Annotated in this window: 17 protein-coding genes and 1 pseudogene; 8 read left to right on the top strand and 10 right to left on the bottom strand. The window is 60.7% G+C overall.

Going from position 1 to position 21,093, the window contains the following annotated elements:
- Positions 1-24 precede the first annotated feature (24 nt).
- Positions 25-201 carry a hypothetical protein gene (locus AC193Q_RS13760; protein ID WP_167797083.1) on the top strand — a complete coding sequence of 59 codons (177 nt, stop codon included), beginning with the start codon at positions 25-27 and terminating at the stop codon, positions 199-201.
- Here the strand turns inward: AC193Q_RS13760 and gpgF are convergent.
- From gpgF to AC193Q_RS13735, 5 genes and pseudogenes are all read right to left on the bottom strand, one after another.
- Positions 164-1,183: a glucosaminyl phosphatidylglycerol flippase gene (gene gpgF, locus AC193Q_RS13755; protein ID WP_483878530.1), complete on the bottom strand. Its 1,020-nt coding sequence runs from the start codon at positions 1,181-1,183 to the stop codon at positions 164-166. The two genes, AC193Q_RS13760 and gpgF, sit on opposite strands and share 38 nt — an antisense overlap.
- Positions 1,180-1,956, bottom strand: a complete 777-nt coding sequence (gene gpgD / locus AC193Q_RS13750; protein WP_483878529.1) for an N-acetylglucosaminyl phosphatidylglycerol deacetylase — start codon at positions 1,954-1,956, stop codon at positions 1,180-1,182. Before gpgD ends, gpgF begins: the two co-directional genes overlap by 4 nt.
- Positions 1,949-3,061, bottom strand: a complete 1,113-nt coding sequence (gpgS, locus tag AC193Q_RS13745; protein WP_483878528.1) for an N-acetylglucosaminyl phosphatidylglycerol synthase — start codon at positions 3,059-3,061, stop codon at positions 1,949-1,951. Before gpgS ends, gpgD begins: the two co-directional genes overlap by 8 nt.
- A gap of 210 nt (positions 3,062-3,271) precedes the next feature.
- Positions 3,272-4,036 carry a methyl-accepting chemotaxis protein gene (locus AC193Q_RS13740; protein WP_371260380.1) on the bottom strand — a complete coding sequence of 255 codons (765 nt, stop codon included), beginning with the start codon at positions 4,034-4,036 and terminating at the stop codon, positions 3,272-3,274.
- Between the two features lie 141 nt (positions 4,037-4,177).
- Positions 4,178-5,017: pseudogene (locus tag AC193Q_RS13735) on the bottom strand (HAMP domain-containing protein); the annotation flags it as partial.
- A gap of 330 nt (positions 5,018-5,347) precedes the next feature.
- Between AC193Q_RS13735 and AC193Q_RS13730 the strand changes: the two are divergent.
- The gene (locus tag AC193Q_RS13730; RefSeq protein WP_483878527.1) at positions 5,348-6,835 is read left to right on the top strand and encodes a helicase HerA-like domain-containing protein; all 1,488 of its coding nucleotides are present in this window, start codon (positions 5,348-5,350) and stop codon (positions 6,833-6,835) included.
- 89 nt (positions 6,836-6,924) lie between these two features.
- Here AC193Q_RS13730 and AC193Q_RS13725 read toward each other — a convergent pair whose 3' ends face one another.
- Positions 6,925-7,380, bottom strand: a complete 456-nt coding sequence (locus tag AC193Q_RS13725) for a DUF721 domain-containing protein (RefSeq protein WP_483878526.1) — start codon at positions 7,378-7,380, stop codon at positions 6,925-6,927.
- 307 nt (positions 7,381-7,687) lie between these two features.
- Between AC193Q_RS13725 and secA the strand changes: the two genes are divergently transcribed.
- From secA to AC193Q_RS13705, 4 genes are all read left to right on the top strand, one after another.
- Complete coding sequence (gene secA, locus AC193Q_RS13720; protein WP_041068523.1) at positions 7,688-10,423, top strand: preprotein translocase subunit SecA; 2,736 nt, start codon at positions 7,688-7,690, stop codon at positions 10,421-10,423.
- A 122-nt stretch (positions 10,424-10,545) separates the two neighbouring features.
- Positions 10,546-11,763 carry a bifunctional glutamate N-acetyltransferase/amino-acid acetyltransferase ArgJ gene (argJ, locus tag AC193Q_RS13715; protein ID WP_047296069.1) on the top strand — a complete coding sequence of 406 codons (1,218 nt, stop codon included), beginning with the start codon at positions 10,546-10,548 and terminating at the stop codon, positions 11,761-11,763.
- A gap of 180 nt (positions 11,764-11,943) precedes the next feature.
- A complete protein-coding gene (locus AC193Q_RS13710; protein ID WP_121186870.1) occupies positions 11,944-12,576 on the top strand; it encodes a glutathione S-transferase family protein in 633 nt (210 codons plus the stop codon).
- On the top strand, positions 12,573-13,517 hold the full coding sequence (locus AC193Q_RS13705; RefSeq protein WP_483878525.1) for a Nudix family hydrolase: 945 nt from the start codon (positions 12,573-12,575) through the stop codon (positions 13,515-13,517). The genes AC193Q_RS13710 and AC193Q_RS13705 overlap by 4 nt, the downstream gene beginning before the upstream one ends.
- A 130-nt stretch (positions 13,518-13,647) precedes the next feature.
- On the opposite strand, the gene AC193Q_RS13700 is transcribed toward AC193Q_RS13705, so the two are convergent.
- From AC193Q_RS13700 to AC193Q_RS13690, 3 genes are read right to left on the bottom strand one after another with little or no spacing between them, the layout of a single operon-like run.
- On the bottom strand, positions 13,648-14,232 hold the full coding sequence (locus tag AC193Q_RS13700; protein WP_483878524.1) for a cob(I)yrinic acid a,c-diamide adenosyltransferase: 585 nt from the start codon (positions 14,230-14,232) through the stop codon (positions 13,648-13,650).
- A 3-nt stretch (positions 14,233-14,235) separates the two neighbouring features.
- On the bottom strand, positions 14,236-16,272 hold the full coding sequence (locus AC193Q_RS13695) for a sensor histidine kinase (protein WP_483878523.1): 2,037 nt from the start codon (positions 16,270-16,272) through the stop codon (positions 14,236-14,238).
- A gap of 45 nt (positions 16,273-16,317) precedes the next feature.
- Positions 16,318-17,235, bottom strand: coding sequence for a putative 2-dehydropantoate 2-reductase (locus AC193Q_RS13690; RefSeq protein WP_121186862.1), 918 nt, complete (start codon positions 17,233-17,235; stop codon positions 16,318-16,320).
- Positions 17,236-17,375: 140 nt separating this feature from the next.
- On the opposite strand from AC193Q_RS13690, the gene AC193Q_RS13685 reads away from it, so the two are divergent.
- Positions 17,376-17,861: a YajQ family cyclic di-GMP-binding protein gene (locus AC193Q_RS13685; protein WP_003227548.1), complete on the top strand. Its 486-nt coding sequence runs from the start codon at positions 17,376-17,378 to the stop codon at positions 17,859-17,861.
- Between the two features lie 138 nt (positions 17,862-17,999).
- The gene (locus AC193Q_RS13680) at positions 18,000-18,842 is read left to right on the top strand and encodes a mechanosensitive ion channel family protein (protein ID WP_041068538.1); all 843 of its coding nucleotides are present in this window, start codon (positions 18,000-18,002) and stop codon (positions 18,840-18,842) included.
- Between the two features lie 118 nt (positions 18,843-18,960).
- Here AC193Q_RS13680 and AC193Q_RS13675 read toward each other — a convergent pair whose 3' ends face one another.
- Complete coding sequence (locus tag AC193Q_RS13675; protein WP_121186860.1) at positions 18,961-20,319, bottom strand: OprD family porin; 1,359 nt, start codon at positions 20,317-20,319, stop codon at positions 18,961-18,963.
- Positions 20,320-21,093 lie beyond the last annotated feature (774 nt).

Raw genomic sequence — 21,093 nt, 5'->3', positions numbered from 1 at the left:
CGTTTCAGCCCTTGAGGAACTGCCGTGAGCGACCCACTGGACAAAGCCACTTCGAAAGCGCCGGCCACCCTGGGTGAGGGCTGTCTTAGCCGCTACGACCCGGATGACCTGAGCCCGGAAGACGGCACCGAGTTTCCCGGCGCCGCCGAGTTGTGGGAGCAACTCAAGGAGCAGGCGGACGAACCTGAGAAGCCTGCCTGATCTTCAGCAGCTTCTTGAGCAGCGGCCGCCCGAGCATCAACAGAAACACCGGGCCGCCCACCACCAGATAGAAATAGAACGTCACCACCCGCCAGATCAGAATCGCTGCCGCCGCGGTGGATTTACCGACCATCGGCGCCAGCAGCGCTGCCGAGGTCAGTTCCGCCGCCCCCGCGCCACCGGGCAACAAGCTCATTTGACCCGCCCCCAGCGACAGCATCTGCACCAGAAAACTCCAGGCCCACTGCAGGTCCGCGCCCAGCCCGCGCAAGGCCAGGTACAACACGCTGTAACGCAGCAGCCAGTGCATGCAGGTCAGGGCGAAAACCTTGATCAGCGTCTGCCACGGCAACTTGAGCGTGTCGATGAACGCATCGAGAAAATGCAGCAGCTTGCGTGCCCAGCGCCGGCGCGTGGCCGGTTGCACGTTGAGGCGGGCGAGCAGGCGTCCGCTCAGAAGAATCAGGCGACGGTGGTAGCGCGCCAGCAACACGCAACTGAACAACCCACCGAACAGTGACACGGCGCTGACCATCAGCAGCCACTCCAGACGATCGCTGAGGTGCTGAAACAAGGCGTAAATCAGGATGCCGCTCAAGGCACAGAGAAAGAACAGCAGATCGCTCAACTGATCCATGGCAAACACCGCACTGCCACGGGCCGGGCGCACACCGCAGCGCGCCAGCAAGGCCATGATCGTCAGCGGCCCGCCACTGCCGCCGGGAGTGGCGCAGTAGGCGAACTCCGCGGCCATCACCACACCGAGGCTTTTCAGCGGCGTGACCCGATCGCGCTGATCGCCCAGCAGCAGGCGCAAGCGCAGGGTGTTGATACCCCAGCAGAACAGAATCATGCCGAACATGATCAGCAGCCAGTGCAGCGGAAAGTTCTGCAACCGCGCGCCGATCTCGCCGCCGCCGAGCAGCACCGGGATCAGTACAGCGGCGAGCAGGCCGATCAACAACACAATGCCGCGACTCATGCAGCGCGCTCCATTCGCCCGCGGTGCTGGGTGAGCCAGTCGATTTTGCTCATGGGCGTGCGTCCTTCTGCCAGCAGCCGTTCAAGGGTTCGTAGCCAGTAATCACGCGCGAAGGCGTGGCGCATGTCTACCGGGTGCAAGCCTAGACGAATCACCGCGGCGTCGCGCCAGTGCTGTTGGCGCTGTTCGCTGACGATTTTTGACAAACCCCGGCGCCAGGCACTGCGCGCGCTCCAGACCAGACCCGGGGCGTTGATGGCGGTGAAATCCGGCAATTGATAAAGATGTTGCGGGTCGCTGGTGTAGCTCAATGGGGTTTCACGAAGGGCCTGGCGGGTGCCCTCACTCATCAGCCAGGCCGGGGCGACGAAGCCGTGCAACGGCCAGCCATTGCGCCGGAACAGTTCGATGCCATGGCGCAGGCGAGCCTGCGCCGCTTCCCGGGACAGCCGATAAAACTCACCCTCGTTGGTGTAGATTCGGCGCATGAACCAGTCACGGGGCGTGGTCGGGGCTGGCTCGCGGTCGTCATGGTAATAGCCGTGCAAGGCCAGTTCATCGCCACGGACAAGCCGCTCGCCGAGCATTCGGCAGAACGCGGGATGATCCTCAAGCGCATCGTGACCATGAAAATCCGGAACGACCAGCCAGGTCATCGGTACGCCACCCATTGCGTCGACCGCCTCGACAAATGGCCGATAATCCGCCCACGTCGACGGCGCCACGTCGTGCAGCACCAGCAACACTGCGCGGTCATTCAAGGAATCAGCCATTGGCCACTCTTTGCCGCGAGTGACCGAGCACCGCGTGGTAATGACCGAGCAGGCTGTCGACCACGCTGTCCCAGGAGTAACGTCGTTCGACATGTTGTCGCGCTTGTTGGCCGAGTTTCAGACAGCCGCGACTGAACAGCTCGCGCACCGCATTTGCCATGGCTTGCGGGTTGTTCGGTGCACAGAGCAAGCCGCAGTCTTCGGCGACGATTTCTTCAAACGCACCGGCCGCCACTGCGAGCACCGGAATCCCGCAGGCCATGGCTTCGAGGATCACCAGACCAAAGGTTTCCTGATCGCCGGCATGGATCAGGGCATCGGCGCTGGCCATTAATCGCGCCACGGTGGCGGCAGGGCAGAACCCGTCGATCACGCTGACATTGTCCGGAACCACGGCGGGCATCGATGAACCGACCAGCAACAGGTGATAGCGCGGGCCGAGGCGTTGCATGCATTTGAGCAGCACTGGCAGGTTTTTCTCTTTGGAGCCGCGTCCGGCAAAAATCAGCAGACGGGTGTCTTCGGCAATTCCCAGTTCGGCGCGCAAACCCTTGTCGCGGGCGCCAGGATGGAAAGTTTGCAGATCCACCCCCAGCGGCTGCACGAACACGTTGCGCACCCCCAGGCCCCGAAGTTTATTGGCCATCACCTGACTCGGCGCCAGCACCCGGTCGAAGTTGCCGTACAGTTTGCTGACGTAAGCCTCGACATTCGGCGTGAGCCAATGGCCCATGCGATTGCTCACCAGCAACGGCAGATCCGAGTGATAAAAGCCGATCACCGGCACATCCAGGTGACGCCGCGCGTCGAGCGCCGCCCAGGCAGTCAGGTACGGATCACCGACTTCGATCAGATCCGGTTGCAAGTCCTGCAGGACATTGCGCCACGGCGCAAGACGCACGGGGAAGCGATAACCTTTGCCAAAGGGCAGGGCAGGTGCGGGCACTGTGTAGACGCCATCGTGTTCACCGAAGTGCGCACCGGGGATCAGCAGGCTGTGGCGAATGCCCGTTTTAACGCCCAGTCGGCGGTGCTTGGCGTCCAGGTAAGTGCGTACGCCGCCGCTGGCCGGGGCGTAGAACATGGTGATATCGGCGATGTGCACAATGATGAGCCCTCCGCTGTGCTGCTCTCCCTTGGTTGACCTTTATCCAGAATAGATGTTCGGTCGGGAATACGCGGAGGGGGTTTTTGCGAGGTGTTGTGGTGTTTGACAGGATGCCTTCGCGAGCAAGCTCGCTCCCACAGGGATCTGCAAACGACACAGATACAATGTGGGAGCGAGCCTGCTCGCGAAGAGGCCAGTGGCAGCGCCCTAGATGCGGAAACTGCCGACCAATTGCTGCAGCCGCGAAGCCTGCTGCTCCAGATCCGAACAGGCGCGCAAGGTCGCCTGCAGGTTTTCGACGCCTTCCTGGTTCAATGTGTTGATCTCGGTGATGTCGACGTTGATCGACTCGACCACCGCTGTCTGCTCTTCGGTCGCGGTGGCCACCGACTGGTTCATCCCGTCGATCTCGCCGATGCGCTGGGTCACGCTGTTCAGGCGTTCGCCGGCAAGGTTGGCGATTTCCACGCTGTCCTGGCTGTGGCGCTGGCTGTCGCTCATGGTGCTCACCGATTCACGGGCGCCGACCTGCAGCTCTTCAATCATGGTCTGCACTTGCTGCGCCGATTCCTGGGTGCGGTGCGCCAGGTTGCGCACTTCGTCGGCGACCACGGCAAAACCACGTCCGGCCTCACCGGCACGCGCGGCTTCGATGGCGGCGTTGAGCGCCAGCAGGTTGGTTTGCTGGGAGATGCTGGTGATCACTTCCAGAATCTGCCCGATGTTCACGGTTTTGCTGTTCAGCGACTCGATGTTGGTGCTGGAGGCGCTGAGCATGCTCGACAGTTGATTCATCGCCTTGATGCTGCGATCCACCACTTGCTGGCCGTCTTCGGCGAGGCCGCGGGCGTCGCTGGCCTGGTTCGAGGCTTGTGCGGCATTGCGCGCGATTTCCTGGGCGGCAGCGCCCAGTTGATTGATCGCGGCGGCGACGCTGCTGGTGCGCGAGGCTTGCTGGTCGGAGTTGTACATCGACGAGTTGGACGCGGCGACCACGCGCAGCGCGACCTCGTTGACCTGGCCGGTGGCCGATGACACTTCGCGGATCGAGCCGTGGATGCGCTCGACGAAGCGGTTGAATGCGGTACCCAGCACGCCGAATTCATCGTTGTTGACGATAGTCAGGCGCTTGGTCAGGTCACCCTCGCCATCGGCGATGTCTTCCATGGCGCGGGTCATGACGTGCAGCGGCTGAATCAGCAGGCGAATCAGCATGCCCAGCAGCGCAATGATGATCACCACCGCAATCACGGTGGCAATCACCGCCGAGGTGCGGAACTCGCTGAGCATCGAGAAGGCTTTGTCCTTGTCCACCGACAGACCGATGTACCAGTTCACCGATGGCAGGCCTTTGATCGGGGTGAAGCTGACGATGCGCGTCTTGCCGTCGACCGTGATTTCACTGAAGTCGCTGCTGATGCGCGGGGTGTCCTGCGGATAGGCTTCTTTCAGTGACTTCATCACCAGCGCCTTGTCCGGGTGCACGAGGATCTTGCCGTCGGCGCTGACCAGGAACGCATAGCCCATGCCGGAGAAGTCCCGGGCGGTGAGCGTGTCGACCAGGGTTTGCAGGCTCAGGTCGCCGCCGACCACGCCAACGCTCTGACCGGCTTTTTTCGAGGCGGTGGCGATGGAGATGATCAACTGGCCGGTGGCGGCGTCGATGTACGGTTCGGTCAGGGTCGAGGCGCTGCTGCTCTCGGCACCTTTGTACCAAGGGCGCACCCGTGGATCGAAGCCGTCCGGCATCTTTACGTCCGGGCGGATGGTGAAGTGACCGGTGGCATCGCCCAGGTAAGTGGCCATGAACGTCGAGGTCAGGGATTTCTGCTCCAGCAGGCTCGCGACGTTGGCCGGTTCCGGGTTGATGGCGATGTTCTGGGCCGCGTTCTCGACCAGCAGAATGCGTCCGTTGAGCCAGGTCTGGATGTTATCGGCGGTGACTTCGCCCATCTCGTTGAGATAGTTGTTCAGGTCATCGCGGATCGCGTTGCGTTGCAGCCAGTCGTTGTACAGCGTGAACGAGGCGAAAGCGGCGATGACGATGAGGGCGGCGGCAAGCAAAATTTTATGGCTGAAGCGCAGGTTTTTGTTCATGGCTTGGGGTTCCGCTAAGGTCTTAATGTCCTGGGCGTGCTTTTATAAAGACGCGCAATATGGGCAAGGGTGAAAAAAACTGATATTTCCGGCTCTCCTTAGGGAAATGTCCGACCGACTTTTCAGTCAGGTTCTCGCCCTTAGCTATCGGCCACAGCGGATTAAAGATTAACCATAGGTGACAAAATGCCTGACACATCGCAACTCGTTATCGGCGCCGATCTGGCGGGGCAACCGATTGCTCAGGCCATGCGCCTGGCCAACCGCCACGGGCTGATCGCCGGTGCGACCGGGACCGGCAAGACCGTGACTTTGCAACGTCTCGCCGAAGCGTTCAGCGACGCCGGGGTCGCGGTGTTCGCCGCCGACATCAAGGGCGACCTGTGCGGCCTGGGCGCTGCCGGCAATCCGCAGGGCAAGGTCGCCGAGCGCATCGCCGGGATGCCCTGGCTCGACCACAAGCCGCAGGCTTATCCGGTGACGCTGTGGGACATTCACGGCGAATCCGGTCATCCGTTGCGCACTACCTTGAGTGAAATGGGCCCGCTGCTGATCGGCAGCCTGCTGGAACTGACCGACAGTCAGCAGGCGGCGCTGTACGCGGCTTTCAAAGTGGCGGACCGCGAAGGTCTGTTGTTGCTGGACCTGAAAGACCTCAAGGCGCTGCTCAACCACCTCAAGGACAACCCGCAGTTGCTGGGCGAAGATGCCGCGCTGATGACCACCGGTTCCAGTCAGGCGCTGTTGCGCCGGCTGGCGACTCTGGAGCAGCAGGGCGCTGAAGCCTTGTTCGGCGAGCCAGCATTGCAACTCGAAGACATTCTGCAACCGGCGGCGGACGGCCGTGGGCGCATTCATTTGCTCGATGCCAGCCGTCTGGTACACGAGGCGCCGAAGGTCTACGCGACGTTCCTGCTGTGGTTGCTGGCCGAGCTGTTCGAGCAGTTGCCGGAGCGCGGCGACGCCGACAAACCGCTGCTTGCGCTGTTCTTCGATGAAGCGCATTTGTTGTTCGGCGATACGCCAAAGGCGTTGCAGGAACGTCTGGAACAGGTGGTGCGGCTGATCCGCTCGAAAGGGGTCGGCGTGTATTTCGTCACCCAGTCGCCGGGGGATTTGCCGGATAACGTGCTGGCGCAGCTTGGCCTGCGCATCCAGCACGGTTTGCGCGCGTTTACCGCCAAGGAACAGAAATCCCTGCGCGCGGTGGCCGATGGTTTCCGGCCTAATCCGGCGTTCGATACGTTGTCGGTATTGACGGAGCTGGGCATCGGCGAAGCGCTGGTCGGGACGCTGCAGGAAAAGGGCACGCCGGAAATGGTCCAGCGGGTGCTGGTGGCGCCGCCGCAGTCGCGGATCGGGCCGCTGAGCGAGACCGAACGCACGATGCTGATCGCCGGGTCGCCGTTCAAGGGACGTTATGACAAGCCGATCGATCGTGAATCGGCGTATGAAATCCTGATGGGCCGCAAGGATCTGGCGCCGGAGGCAGAAATGCCGACCGGTAAGGCCGCGCCTGAAGAACCGAGCCTGGCCGATCGTGCCGGGGAGTTTCTGGGGACGGCGGCGGGGCAGGCGCTGAAGTCAGCGATGCGCCAAGCGGCGAACAATCTCGGCAAACAACTGGTAAGAGGGCTGATGGGCTCGTTGCTCGGCGGCAGCAAACGCCGCTAAAAGCAAAGATCGCAGCCTTCGGCAGCTCCTGCAGGGGAACGCATTCTCAATGTAGGAACTGCCGCAGGCTGCGATCTTTTGCTTTTGCTTCAGGTCTTGTCTTTGGCGTGCGCCGCCAGACGCTCAAGCGCTGCACGCAGGCCAGGATCGCTGATCCCGTCGGCCGTCGACTGAATGGTCTGCGCCGCATCTGTGGACAGATCCATTGAGTGTCCGCCTGGCCGATGCTGGACCAGCGGCGGTTGCACGCGGAACAGGATGCGCGTCAGGTTGGCGAACTCTTCGAACAGCTGCAGTTGGCGTTGCAGGCGTTTTTGCTGGTAACGCAGGCGCGTCGCCCAGTGCCCGTCGGTCACCACCAGCGTCAATTGGCCTTCACGCCACTTGGCCACATGGCAATGCGTGCGGGCGGCCGGTTGCAGCTGGCTTTCAAGCAGACGTTGCAGATGAGCGAGGCGTTGGGCATGGCCGAGAATGGCTTTGAGCGGCTTGGCTTCGCGTAGCAGAGCGGCGGGCGCTCTGGCTGTGAGAGGGCGAAATGCCATGATCGAACACCTGAAGTTACAGACGCGCCATGGTAGCAGAAAGCGACGGAACCACTCGCCCATTGCTTTTGTCCCTGCTTTACCCATTAAATCAACAACTAACTTCTTGCCTTGATGGGTTGAAGTTGAGCAAAACGCCCTTATTTTAAGTGAGCCCCGTCAAAGCGCAGTGCCAGCATCGTGGAATATCGCCACTTTCCTCACCACCGTTTCCGGGTAGAATGCTCGTTCGCATGCGGCCATGAGGGCTGCACGGGCGACTCACGGGGCCGCCCTCCATCCCTTTAGTGTGGAAGATCCTGCCGATATGTTTGCGCCTTTGTTAAAGAAACTTTTTGGAAGCAAGAACGAGCGTGAAGTCAAACGCATGCTCAAGACGGTGCAGCTCGTCAATGCCTTCGAAGAGCAAATGGTGGCCCTTTCGGACGATCAATTGCGTGCCAAGACCAACGAGTTCAAGGCCCGTATCGCCAAAGGGGAATCCCTCGACAAGCTGTTGCCTGAAGCCTTCGCGGTCGCCCGTGAAGCCGGCAAGCGCGTCATGGGCATGCGCCACTTCGACGTCCAGTTGATCGGCGGCATGACCTTGCATGAAGGCATGATTGCCGAGATGCGTACCGGCGAGGGTAAAACCCTCGTGGCCACCCTGGGCGTTTACCTCAACGCGCTGTCCGGCAAGGGCGTGCACGTTGTGACCGTGAACGACTACCTGGCCCGCCGCGACGCCAACTGGATGCGTCCGCTGTATGAATTCCTCGGCCTGACCGTCGGCGTCGTGACGCCGTTCCAGCCGCCGGAAGAGAAGCGCGCCGCCTACGCTGCCGACATCACCTACGGCACCAACAACGAATTCGGTTTCGACTACCTGCGCGACAACATGGCGTTCAGCATGGAAGAGAAATTCCAGCGCGAACTCAATTTTGCCGTGATCGACGAAGTCGACTCCATCCTCATCGACGAAGCCCGTACCCCGCTGATCATTTCCGGTCAGGCCGAGGACAGTTCCAAGCTGTACATGGAGATCAACAAACTGATCCCGCAGCTGGAACTGCACGTCGAAGAAGTCGAAGGCCAGGTCACCAAGGCCGGCCACTACACCATCGACGAGAAGACCCGTCAGGTCGAACTCAACGAAGCCGGTCACCAGTACATCGAAGAAATGCTCACCGGCGTCGGCCTGCTGGCCGAAGGCGAGAGCCTGTACTCGGCGCATAACCTGGGCCTGCTGACCCACGTTTATTCGGGTCTGCGTGCGCACAAACTGTTCCACCGCAACGTCGAATACATTGTGCAGGACGGTCAGGTCGTACTGGTCGACGAACACACCGGTCGTACCATGCCGGGTCGTCGTCTGTCCGAAGGCCTGCACCAGGCCATCGAAGCCAAGGAAGGTCTGAACATCCAGGCCGAGAGCCAGACCCTGGCCTCGACCACGTTCCAGAACTACTTCCGTCTGTACACCAAGCTGTCCGGCATGACCGGTACCGCTGACACCGAAGCGTTCGAATTCCACCAGATCTACGGCCTGCAGGTCATGGTCATTCCGCCGAACAAGCCGTTGGCGCGTAAAGACTACAACGACCTGGTGTTCCTGACCGCCGAAGAGAAATACGCGGCGATCATCAACGACATCAAGGAAGGCATGGCCCAGGGCCGTCCGATCCTGGTGGGTACCGCGACCATCGAAACCTCCGAGCACGTGTCCAGCCTGCTCAACAAGGAAGGTATCGAACACAAGGTACTGAACGCCAAGTTCCACGAAAAAGAAGCCGAGATCATCGCACAAGCCGGTCGTCCGGGCGCCCTGACCATCGCCACCAACATGGCCGGTCGTGGTACCGACATCCTGCTGGGCGGCAACTGGGAAGTGGAAGTCGCGGCGCTGGAAAACCCGAGCCCCGAGCAGATCGCCCAGATCAAGGCCGACTGGCAGAAGCGTCACCAGCAAGTGCTGGAGTCCGGCGGTCTGCAGGTGATCGCCTCCGAGCGTCACGAATCCCGTCGTATCGACAACCAGCTGCGTGGCCGTGCCGGCCGTCAGGGCGATGCCGGTTCCAGCCGCTTCTACCTGTCGCTGGAAGACAGCCTGATGCGCATCTTCGCCTCTGACCGGGTGAAGAACTTCATGAAAGCCCTGGGCATGCAGCCGGGCGAAGCGATCGAACACCGCATGGTGACCAACGCGATCGAGAAGGCGCAGCGCAAGGTGGAAGGTCGCAACTTCGACATCCGTAAACAACTGCTCGAGTTCGACGACGTCAACAACGAACAGCGTAAAGTGATCTATCACATGCGTAACACGTTGCTGGCCGCCGACAACATCGGTGAAACCATCGCCGATTTCCGTCAGGACGTGCTCAACGCCACCGTCAGCGCGCACATTCCGCCGCAATCGCTGCCCGAGCAGTGGGACGTGGCCGGTCTGGAAGCGTCGATTGCCAGCGACTTCGGGGTGAAATTGCCGATCCAGCAATGGCTCGACGAAGACGATCACCTGTACGAAGAGACCCTGCGCGAGAAGCTGATGGTCGAGCTGATGGCGGCGTACAACGAGAAAGAAGATCAGGCCGGTGCCGAAGCACTGCGCTCGTTCGAGAAACAAATCGTTCTGCGCGTGCTGGACGATCTGTGGAAAGACCACCTGTCGACCATGGATCACCTGCGTCACGGCATTCACCTGCGTGGCTACGCCCAGAAGAACCCGAAGCAGGAATACAAGCGCGAGTCGTTCACGCTGTTCTCCGAGCTGCTGGATTCGATCAAGCGCGACTCGATCCGTGTGCTGTCGCACGTTCAGGTACGCCGCGAAGATCCGGAAGCCGAAGAGCAACGCCTGCGTGAGGAAGCCGAAGCACTGGCCGCGCGCATGCAGTTCGAACACGCCGAGGCCCCGGGTCTGGAGCAGCCGGAAGTGTTGGGTGAAGAGGTCGATGTAGCCCTTGCCACCGCGCCGGTGCGCAACGAGCAGAAGCTGGGCCGCAACGAACTGTGCTACTGCGGTTCGGGCAAGAAATTCAAGCATTGCCACGGGCAGATCCAGTAAACCCCGTTTCAATCGCTGAAATACCCGCGCCGCGACCGGCTCCTGCCGTCGCGGCGTTTTGCCATTTACACCACCGCCATCCCTGTGAGCGGTGCTGACATCATTGAGTAAGGAGCGCATTCATGGCTGTTGGTCTTGGTCCTTTGCCAACGTTGCACCCGGTTGCCGGTTTTGAACTCGGTATCGCCTCGGCCGGCATCAAGCGCCCCGGGCGCAAGGATGTGGTAGTGATGCGCTGTGCCGAAGGTTCGACCGTGGCCGGTGTGTTCACGTTGAACGCCTTTTGCGCCGCGCCGGTGATCCTGGCGAAAAAGCGTGTGCAGAACGCCGTGCGTTACCTGCTGACCAACACCGGTAACGCCAACGCCGGTACCGGTGAGCCGGGTCTGGCGGCTGCCGAGCGCACCACCGCCAAACTGGCCGAGCTGACCGGTGTCGATGCCAGCCAGATCCTGCCGTATTCCACCGGTGTAATCGGTGAGCCGCTGCCGGTCGAGAAGATCGAAGGCGCGCTGCAAGCGGCGCTGGATGATCTGTCGGAAAACAACTGGGAAGCGGCCGCCACCGGCATCATGACCACCGATACCCTGCCCAAGGGCGCCAGTCGCCAGTTCCAGCATGACGGCGTGACCATCACCGTTACCGGCATCAGCAAAGGCGCCGGCATGATTCGCCCGAACATGGCGACCATGCTCGGCTACATCGCTACCGACGCCAAAGTCTCCCGCGACGTGCTGCACAACCTGATGCTGGACGGTGCAAACAAGTCGTTCAACCGCATCACCATCGACGGCGACACCTCGACCAACGACTGCTGCATGCTGATTGCCACCGGCAAGGCTGCCCTGCCGGAAATCACCCGCGCCGAAGGCGAGCTGTTCGCCAAGCTGAAACAGGCGGTATTCGAAGTGTGCATGGACGTGGCCCAGGCCATCGTGCGTGACGGCGAAGGCGCGACCAAATTCGTCACCGTTGAAGTCAACGGTGGCGGCAATCATCAGGAATGCCTGGACGTCGGTTACACCGTGGCCCACTCGCCGTTGATCAAGACCGCGCTGTTTGCTTCCGACCCGAACTGGGGCCGTATTCTGGCCGCTGTCGGCCGTGCCGGCGTGCCGAACCTGGATGTGAGCAAGATCGACGTGTTCCTCGGCGACGTGTGCATCGCCAGCCGTGGCGCCCGTGCCGAGACCTACACTGAAGCACAGGGCTCGGCGGTGATGCAGCAGGAAGAGATCACCATCCGTATCGAGCTGGGTCGCGGCGATTGCAGCGAAACCATCTGGACCACCGACCTGTCGCATGAGTATGTGAAGATCAACGCCGAGTACCGCACCTGATCCAAAGGGTGAGGGTGGGCTGCCGGCCTCTTCGCGGGCAAGCCCGCTCCCACAGGGTTCTGTGGTGTACACGAGATTTGTGCACGACCGAAACTACTGTGGGAGCGGGCTTGCCCGCGAAAGCGTCGGTCCAGTCACTACAAGTCTTGAAGCTTTCCACTGACGAAAAGGCGCCACACCATGTCCCTGCACCTGATCATCGGCGACAAACTGCTGTCCTCCTGGTCCTTGCGCGCCGCCCTGGCGCTGGAACTGACCGGCGCCCCTTACAGCGAAGAACTGATCAAGCTCGGCAGGCCCGACACCCGCGAGCGGCTGCTCAAGCATTCGCCGACCGCCAAGGTGCCGTTGCTGCAAACCTCTCGCGGCACCATCGCCGACTCTCTGGCGATTGCCGAATACCTGGCCGAACAGTTCCCGGCCGAACAGCTCTGGCCGAGCGATCTATTCGCTCGCGCGCAGGCCCGCTCTGCGTGTGCGCAGATGCACAGTGGCTTTTTCGCCATGCGCAATCACATGCCGTTCAACCTGAGCCACGATGCTCCGCTCAACCCGGTACCGCCGGAAGTGAAGATCGATATCGAGCGCATGCTCGCGTTGTGGGCTGAATGCCGCGCCGCCGCCACGGAGCCCGGGCCGTATCTGTTTGGCCGGGTGAGCCTGGCTGACGCGTTCTTCGCGCCGATTGCCGTGCGTCTGCGAACTTACCAGGTGCCGTTACCAGCGGTTGATCAAGCCTATGTTGAAACCGTCTACCAATGGCCCGCCTTCAAGGCGTGGCAAATGGCTGGACTGGAGGAGTTGAATCCGTGAAACGCGTACACGTCGCCGCTGCCGTCATTCGTGACGACAGTGGCAAAATCCTCATCGCCCGCCGTGCCGATATCCAGCATCAGGGAGGTCTGTGGGAGTTTCCCGGTGGCAAGGTCGAGGCCGATGAATCCGTCGAAAGCGCCCTGGCGCGCGAGCTGCACGAAGAGCTGGGCATTGTTGTCGGCGCTGCTCGTCCGCTGATCAAGGTCCGCCATGATTACCCCGACAAGCAGGTGTTGCTGGATGTCTGGGAAGTGTCGCAGTTCAGCGGCGAACCGCACGGTGCCGAAGGTCAGCCACTGGCCTGGGTCAGCGCCAAGGATCTGCTGAACTACGAGTTCCCGGCCGCCAACCAGCCGATTGTCGCTGCTGCGCGTTTGCCCGGCGAATACTTGATCACCCCGGAAGATCTGGAAGCCCCGGCCTTGCTGCGCGGCATCCAGAAGGCAATTGCCGACGGGATCAAACTGATTCAACTGCGCGCACCGAACGGCTATGACCCCAAGTATCGAGACCTGGCGGTGGATGCGGTCGGCCTGTGTGCTGGCAAGGCGCAGTTGATGATCAAGGGGCCGTTCGAATGGCTTGGCGATTTCCCGGCCGCCGGCTGGCACATCACCGCCGCGCAACTGCGCAAATATGCCGAAGCGGGGCGACCATTGCCGGCGGAGCGCTGGCTCGCGGCTTCGTGCCATAACGCTGAAGAGCTGGCGCTGGCCGAACAGATGGGCGTGGACTTCGTCACCCTGTCGCCGGTACAGCCGACCCTGACCCATCCGGATGCGCAGCCGTTGGGTTGGGAGCAGGCGTCGACGTTGATCGAGGGCTTCAGCAAGCCGGTGTTCTTGCTCGGTGGCGTTGGCCCGGCGGAGCGCGAGAAGGCTTGGGGTGTTGGCGCTCAAGGTGTAGCGGGGATTCGCGCATTCTGGCCGGAAGCTTGATTATGTGCTGAGGCCACTGGCCTCATCGCTGGCAAGCCAGCTCCCACAGGTATTGGATGCACCGCAAATGCGGAGAACGACACAAAACCTTGTGGGAGCTGGCTTGCCAGCGATGGCGGCCGATCAAACACTACGTTCCTGAAGGCTTCGCCGCCGGCTGCCACAGAATCTCCGCAATCCCCTGCCGCCGTGCAACCAACCTTGCGGCCACAAACAGCAAATCCGACAACCGATTGATGTACGCCAACCCCACCCCGGCCAATGGCTCGATCGCATTCAAATGCTGACAACGCCGCTCGGCACTGCGCGCCAGACTGCGGCACACATGGGCCTGGGCGATCAGCGTTGAGCCACCGGGCAGTATGAAATTCTCCAGTGGCCCCAGTTCCTCGTTCCACACATCGATTGCCGCTTCCAGGCGTTCGATTTCCGCCGCGTTCAGCGCCTGATATTCCGGCATCGCCAGTTCACCGCCCAGATCGAACAAACGATGCTGGCAGGGGGCGAGCACGTCGATCAGTTCATCCAAGCCCGGAAACGCTTCACGCTCGGCGATCAGCCCGGCCAGCAGCACACCGACCTGACTGTTCAGTGTGTCGACTTCGCCAATGGCTTCGATGCGCGGGTGATCCTTGGGCACGCGGCGGCCATCGCCCAGGCCGGTTTCGCCTGTGTCGCCGGTGCGGGTGTAGATCTTCGACAAGCGAAAGCCCATGAGTTACCTCGTTGATTGATTGGTTTCGGCGGCGATGGCTGCCGGTTGTGTCAGCGGCAGGCGCAGGGTGAAACAGGTGCCCTGGCCGGGCGCCGATTGCACTTCCATCTGGCCTTTATGGTTGTTGGTAATGATGAAGTACGACACCGACAGCCCCAGTCCCGTGCCCTGGCCGATTTCCTTGGTGGTGAAAAAGGGCTCGAAGGTGCGTTTGCGCACGCTCTCGCTCATGCCGATGCCGTTGTCCTCGACCTGAATCTCGGCCCATGGCGGATTGAGTCGGGTGCGCAGAATGATCCGTCCCGGCTCGCTGTCATCGTCGCGCTGATGAATGGCTTGCGCAGCGTTTTTCAGCAGGTTGAGCAGCACCTGCTCCAGTTCGTTGGCGGTGCCTGGCACCGGGCCGAGCGCCGGATCGAACTGGCGGATGATCGCCTGACCCTTGAAGTCGAAACCGATCGCCAGATCGAAGTCGTTGCCGGCAATTTCCACTGCTTGATCGATTAGCGCGGGCAAATCGCACGGGGCCATTTGCCGGGTGCTGCGCCGGCTGAAACTGAGCATGTGGGTGACGATTTTTGCTGCGCGGGCGCCGGCCTGCTGGATGCCGTCGAGCAACTTCGGCACTTCACGGCTTTGCAGGTAGCGGTTGACCGTGTCCAGCTCGATGCCGAGCTGTTCGGCGGTTTCGAGGTTCTTCGGCAGATCTGCCGACAGCCGCCGGCGAATGTTCTGCACGTTGTGCAGGATCGCACCGAGCGGGTTGTTGATCTCGTGGGCCATGCCGGCGGCGAGGCCACCGACCGAGAGCATCTTTTCCGATTGCACCATCATTTCTTCCAGCGACAGGCGCTGGGTGATGTCGTCGATGCGGATCACCACACCGCGCCCGGCACCGCCCATCAGCGGGTAGAAGGTCAGGGCGTAATGCTTGGGTTCGTCGTCCTTGAACCAAGTCACCCGCTCGATCTTCGCCACCGTGTGTTCTTCCACGGTCTGCTTGAGTTGCGGCAGAAACGGCTTGAGCGGTTCGAAGGCGAGGAAGATCGGCTGGTTCAACGCTTCATCCAGGCGCGTGCCGGAGAGGGCGCTGGCTTCCTGGTTCCACTGGGTCACGTAGAGCTGCTCGTCGAGGGCGATCAGCGCCGAGGGCATGGAGTCGATGATGCTGTTGAGGTAGTTCTGGAAACCGGTGAGCTTCTTCTCGATCTTGCTGCGAACCTGGACTTCCAGTTCCAGCTTGCGGTTGGTGTGGCGGGTTTCTTCGGCCAGGCCCTGAGCCTGATCGTAGGCGGCCTGCGAGTCATCGCGGGCGCGCTTGAGTTGCTGCTCGCGAGCTTCGATGCGCGAGAGCATGGTGTTGAATGCCTCGGCGAGGCTGCCGATTTCGTCATGATTACCGCGCGAGGCGCGCAGGGCGTAGTTCTCTTCACGGGTGACCTGACGCGACAGCTCTTCAAGTTCATGGATCGGGCGGGTGATCAGGCGTTTGATCTGCCGCGCGATCACCAGCCAAAGCAGCACACTGAAAATCAGAATGCCGAGGCTGGCAGTCAGAGTGCCGGTGTAAAACGCCATCGGCAGTTCACTGCTGGCCACCAGCAGCAGATGACCCGGTGCAGTGCCCGGGCGAGGCAGGGTGATCAACTGGTTGCTGCGAAACTCGGTGAGTTGCCAGGCTTCGATGTGCCGATAGCGTTCCGGCAGATTGAGTTTGTCGCCACGCTGCACCTGGGCGAGTCGGTCACCCTTGCCGTCGTACAACGCCGCCGCACGCAGCGGCGAATAGCTGTCGAGTTCCTTGAGCAGGCGTTCGGCGCTTTGTGGCGACTCCAGGGCTTGTGCGACCAGGCTCGGGTTGGAGATCAGCCGGCCAATGGTCTGCAGCGCCTGTGGCGCCATGCTTTCCTGGGAGATGTAATAGGCGGCGCTGATAAAGGTCAGGTTGGCGACCAGCAGAACGGTGGTCAACAACACCAGCAGGGCGGCCAGCAGTTTCTGGCCGACCGGCAGGTTTTCAAGGCGCTGGCGCAATGGCATCAGGTTTATCGCAGCAGAGGAACAAGTGGGCAGCGTAGCCGCTGCTCAGTCGCTGGGCAATCCAAGGCTGCGCAGATGCTCGACCAGACGCTGCTGCAATTGCGTGAGGTGCGGCAGGTTCAGTTGATGACGGGCGGCGACTTTGCAGGCGTGGCCCAGCAGGTAGGTGATTTCGGTGCGGCGCTGGTTCGCCACGTCCTGATACATCGACGAGTAGTTGGCCGCCGTGGCGTGGATCACCCGTTCGACTTCCTGTTGCAGATCGAGCGCGGCTGCCGGTTGACCGCAACGCTCCAGCAACTCGGCCAGTTCCGCGCACAGCGTGGCGACTTCGCATTGATGCTGCTCCAGTCCGCCGTTACGGCAATCGTGAAGCACGGTCAGTGGATTGATCGCGCAATTGAGCGCCAGTTTGCGCCACAGCCGGGTGAGGATGTCGGTGCTCCATTCATGGGGGATGTTCGCCGCTTGCAGGTCGTCCAGCCAGATCGGCGCCACCGGATGACCGGCATCGCCCAGCCAGGTGAAACCGTGGCCGGCAAACACCACGCGCCAGTCGCCGTCGCGGAACGCGCCTTCGGTGCTGGAGGCGCTGATGCAGCGTGCCTGCGGAACCACCGCTGCGACCGCGTCCTGACTGCCGAGGCCGTTCTGCAGCAGGATCAGCTCGGCATCTGCGCTCAGGCGCGGGGCGAGGCGGGCGACCGCGCTTTCGGCGTCATAGGCTTTGCAGGCGACCAGCAGGCGACGGATCGGCTCCGGGTCATCCGCCGTTTGCGCGGGGACGGTATAGGTGGTGGCTGCGCCATGCTCGACCAGGGTCAGCCCGCCGGCCGCCTGATAGCTGCGCAAACGCTCGGCATCACGCACGATCAGCCGCACCGGCAGACCCGCGCGGGCCAGACGCGTGGCCCAGAGGGTGCCGAGGCTGCCGGCGCCGAGAACGTGCCAGGGGATGGACATCAGTATTTCACTCGGTAAGGTACTGGCATGCAAGGCTCGCCGTATTGGTGGGAAAAGACCCGTTATAATGAGCCGGATTTTAACCGCAAGCCAAGCGCGCTCCCTCCTGATCGAGCGCGCCTTTTTATTGGAGAGACTACATGCCGTCGTTCGACGTGGTATCCGAACTGGACAAACACGAGCTGACCAACGCGGTCGAGAACGCCGTGAAGGAACTCGATCGTCGCTATGACCTGAAAGGCAAAGGCAGCTTCGAGTTCAAGGAAAAGGACCTGACCGTCAACCTCACCGCTGAAGCCGGGTTCCAGCTGGAAGCGATGATCGAGATCCTGAAGCTGGCCCTGACCAAGCGCAAGATTGATGTGCAGTGCCTTGAAGTCAAAGACGCTTACGCCTCGGGCAAGCTGATGAAGCAGGACGCGATCCTCAAGGAAGGCATCGACAAGGAGCTGGCGAAGAAAATCGTCGCGCACATCAAGGATGCCAAGCTCAAGGTGCAGGCCGCCATTCAGGGCGAACAGGTGCGTGTGACCGGCAAGAAACGCGATGACCTGCAGGAAGCCATCGCGGCCCTGCGCGCCAAGGAATTCGGCATGCCGCTGCAGTTCAACAACTTCCGCGACTAAGCGTCCCCATGCGGAACCTCTCGGCGTTTTCAGCGTCCGAGGCCCCAACAACGGCAGAAACGATTGAGCCTCAATGGACTCGGTCTTTCTGCCGCTGATTTTTTACAGCCCGGGTAGCCGGACATCAGGAGATGGAAGATGGATTTGAATGCTGAGGTAGACAACCTGGTCAAGGCGTCCCAGGCGTGGATTCCGATGATCATGGAATACGGCAGCCGTGTGTTGCTGGCGGTGATTACCCTGGCCATTGGCTGGTGGTTGATCAACAAGGTCACGCAAAAGCTCGGCGGTCTGCTTGCGCTGCGTAATGCCGACCTGGCGCTGCAAGGCTTTATCAGCAGCCTGGCGAACATCATCCTCAAGGTGCTGCTGATCGTCAGCGTCGCCTCGATGATCGGCGTGGAAACCACCTCGTTCGTGGCCGCGATCGGTGCTGCCGGCCTGGCCATCGGTCTGGCGTTGCAGGGCAGCCTGGCGAACTTCGCTGGCGGCGTGCTGATTCTGCTGTTCCGTCCGTTCCGTATCGGCGACTGGATCGAAGCGCAAGGCGTGGCGGGTACTGTCGACAGCATCCAGATTTTCCACACCGTGCTGCGTACCGGTGACAACAAGACCATCATCGTCCCGAACGGCAATCTGTCGAACGGCATCATCACCAACACCAACCGTCAGCCAACCCGCAAGGTGGTGTTCGACGTGGGTGTGGATTACGAAGCGGATCTGCAGAAAGCCCGTCAGGTACTGCTGGATCTGGCCAAGGATGAGCGCGTATTGCAGGACCCTGCGCCACAAGCGGTCATTTCGACGCTGGGTGACAGTTCGATCACTGTTTCCCTGCGTGTATGGGTTAAAACTGCGGACTATTGGGACGTGATGTTCATGTTTAACGAACAGTCGCGTGATCGTTTGAAGACGGCCGGTATTGATATTCCGTTTCCACAGCGGGTGATTCGTGTGGTTCAGGAAACAGCTACACAATGATAGGTTGCTAATTAAATGCCTGACTTGTTGGTCAGGCATTTATGACAAGTGACAGGCAATAAAAAAGGCCCATCCGAAGATGGGCCTTTTTTTATGCTTCCAAACTAACCACTGACAATTACAGGATGTTCAGCGGGTATTCGGTGATCAGGCGGAACTCTTTAACGTCGCCTTCGCCTTCGTCAGCGTTAGCAGTGTGCCAGGCTTGACGAATACGGAAGGACAGGTCTTTTGCCGGGCCGCTTTGAACAACGTACTTGGCTTCAAAGTTGGTTTCGTGGTGCTTGCCATCTTTGCCGTACACGTTGACGTAGGAACCGCCAGCCGGTGCGTTGGTACCGTCGATGTTCCAGCCGTTCACGTAACGAGCCATGAAGCTCAGGCCTGGAACGCCGTACTCGGCCATTTTCAGATCGTAACGGATCTGGGCGGATTTCTCGCCAGGGCCGTTGAAGTCAGAGTACTGGATGGAGTTGGCGAGGAAGATCGAGTCGCCACCACGGTTGGATGGGCCGTGGCCACCGACACCGATGTAGTCGAACGGAGTGTCGCCGTTAACTTTCTGGAAAGCCAGAGTGACGGTGTGGGCTTTCAGGAACGAATAGGCGGCTGCCAGGGAGAACGCGGTGTTGCTGATCTCGCCCGCTTCGGCACGACCGGTATCGGTGGTGCGGTAGATGTTGCCGTCCAGGTTCACCGACTGATCGCCACCCAGCGGGATGGTGTAGTTCAGGTTGGCGTAGTACTGGTTCCAGATGTCTTCCAGCTTGGCGCCATACAGAGAGGCGGAGAGGTTGTCAGTGATGCCGTACTTGCCGCCGAAGTAGTCGATCGAGTCAGCCTTGACGTTGGCGTAAGTGGCCCACAGCTCGCCGTCGCGGGCGTTCTTGTCCTGGCTGGTCGCCGAGTAGAAGTGACCGGCTTCGAGGTCGAGGTCTTTGACTTCGCTGCTCTGCAGCTGGAAGCCGCTGGCAGTTTGCGGGATGAGGCGGGAACCACCGACAGCGAACACTGGCGCAGTGCTTGGCTGTTGGTCACCGATTTTCAGCTCGGTTTTGGAGACGCGGAACTTGATGGCAGCGCCGGCCTTGCCTTGGCTGTCATTGACGTCGCGAGAGCCATTGTTTGGATTGACGAAGTCGCTACGACTCATGTTGCCCGAACCGGAGGTACCGTCACCGCCGTCCAGTTTGATAGCCAGATAACCGAAAGCGTCAATGCCTACGCCGACAGTACCCTGGGTGTAACCAGAGGTGAAATTACCCAGAAAACCTTGTGTCCAGTCTTTCTGGTCAGCGCCGCCGTTCTTGTTGTCGCGGTTGAAGTAGTAGTTCTTCAACGTTTCGGTGAGTTTTGCGTCTTCAACGAAACCTTTGGCTTCTGCCTGGTCACTAACAAACGGGGCGGCCGTAGCCAACTGAGTGCTGGCTGCTGCTGCAACTGCCAGTGCGATTGTGCTCCACTTCATCACGCGCATCGTGATTTGCTCCTTTGGTTTTAGAAGAGTACTGCCGTCCCACCTGTTTTATTATCTGGGCGGCTCTTTCTTTTTGTGTCGGCGCAAACTTATATCACGCCGACAATGTTGGCGATACTTGCTCATACAACCTTTCATGATCTTTACGACGACGTCGCAAACAGCTGGGTTGATGTCGCAAATTCACGTTACCCATGCAGCCGGGCTGACAACTTTATCGCTGTTTCTGGGCCTTTTTGCATCGGTAAAAAAGAGTCCCTGGCAAAACACTTGAATCTCCATTGGGGCAACCCTGCCACCGTATTTGTTTGGTCTCAAGCTGCCACTTCCCGTGGTGCGCTTATAGGCCATGTGTGTCTTAATGCAACAAGCGTGCACAAAGTGCAGGGTTGCCACGTTTATTTTTCTGCACACCCGCCTTTCGCTGTAAAAACCGCATAAAAACGGGGGTTCAAGCCCTTTTGTATCAGGGGCTTGACGCATACCTTTGCATCGTGTTGTCAGGTTCGCGTGGGGCCATGACAACCAAAAACGTTACCGGTTCACCCCGTCAGTGAGTATTTGGCGGATGCCCGACGCACTGAGCGTAGACGCACTGTGCGGTTTTGGTGCAAAAAATTTACAGGCTGTACCGGATTCATACAGCTTGTGACGAGCCTGGTGTCGAATGGACCTGCCCATTTCGGGTGTTTGCCCGTGTCCGGGCACCGTCCTGGCGCTGTAATGGTGCGCAGTCTCTGCAAATGTCCTTTGTCTGGGCTGTGATGGCCATGG

The organism is Pseudomonas sp. F2, from assembly GCF_057174385.1.
Note: the sequence above shows the minus strand (reverse complement) of the source record. Positions and strands in the feature narration are given on the sequence as shown.

Excerpts from the sequence above, each read along its gene's own strand:
- AC193Q_RS13700 (WP_483878524.1), bottom strand. The coding sequence starts at position 14,232 with ATGGGCTTTCGCTTGTCGAAGATCTACACCCGCACCGGCGACACAGGC.
- secA (WP_041068523.1), top strand. The coding sequence starts at position 7,688 with ATGTTTGCGCCTTTGTTAAAGAAACTTTTTGGAAGCAAGAACGAGCGT.
- gpgD (WP_483878529.1), bottom strand. The coding sequence starts at position 1,956 with ATGGCTGATTCCTTGAATGACCGCGCAGTGTTGCTGGTGCTGCACGAC.
- AC193Q_RS13680 (WP_041068538.1), top strand. The coding sequence starts at position 18,000 with ATGGATTTGAATGCTGAGGTAGACAACCTGGTCAAGGCGTCCCAGGCG.
- AC193Q_RS13740 (WP_371260380.1), bottom strand. The coding sequence starts at position 4,036 with ATGTACAACTCCGACCAGCAAGCCTCGCGCACCAGCAGCGTCGCCGCC.
- argJ (WP_047296069.1), top strand. The coding sequence starts at position 10,546 with ATGGCTGTTGGTCTTGGTCCTTTGCCAACGTTGCACCCGGTTGCCGGT.
- AC193Q_RS13695 (WP_483878523.1), bottom strand. The coding sequence starts at position 16,272 with ATGCCATTGCGCCAGCGCCTTGAAAACCTGCCGGTCGGCCAGAAACTG.
- AC193Q_RS13675 (WP_121186860.1), bottom strand. The coding sequence starts at position 20,319 with ATGCGCGTGATGAAGTGGAGCACAATCGCACTGGCAGTTGCAGCAGCA.
- gpgF (WP_483878530.1), bottom strand. The coding sequence starts at position 1,183 with ATGAGTCGCGGCATTGTGTTGTTGATCGGCCTGCTCGCCGCTGTACTG.
- AC193Q_RS13730 (WP_483878527.1), top strand. The coding sequence starts at position 5,348 with ATGCCTGACACATCGCAACTCGTTATCGGCGCCGATCTGGCGGGGCAA.
- AC193Q_RS13725 (WP_483878526.1), bottom strand. The coding sequence starts at position 7,380 with ATGGCATTTCGCCCTCTCACAGCCAGAGCGCCCGCCGCTCTGCTACGC.
- AC193Q_RS13685 (WP_003227548.1), top strand. The coding sequence starts at position 17,376 with ATGCCGTCGTTCGACGTGGTATCCGAACTGGACAAACACGAGCTGACC.
- AC193Q_RS13710 (WP_121186870.1), top strand. The coding sequence starts at position 11,944 with ATGTCCCTGCACCTGATCATCGGCGACAAACTGCTGTCCTCCTGGTCC.
- AC193Q_RS13690 (WP_121186862.1), bottom strand. The coding sequence starts at position 17,235 with ATGTCCATCCCCTGGCACGTTCTCGGCGCCGGCAGCCTCGGCACCCTC.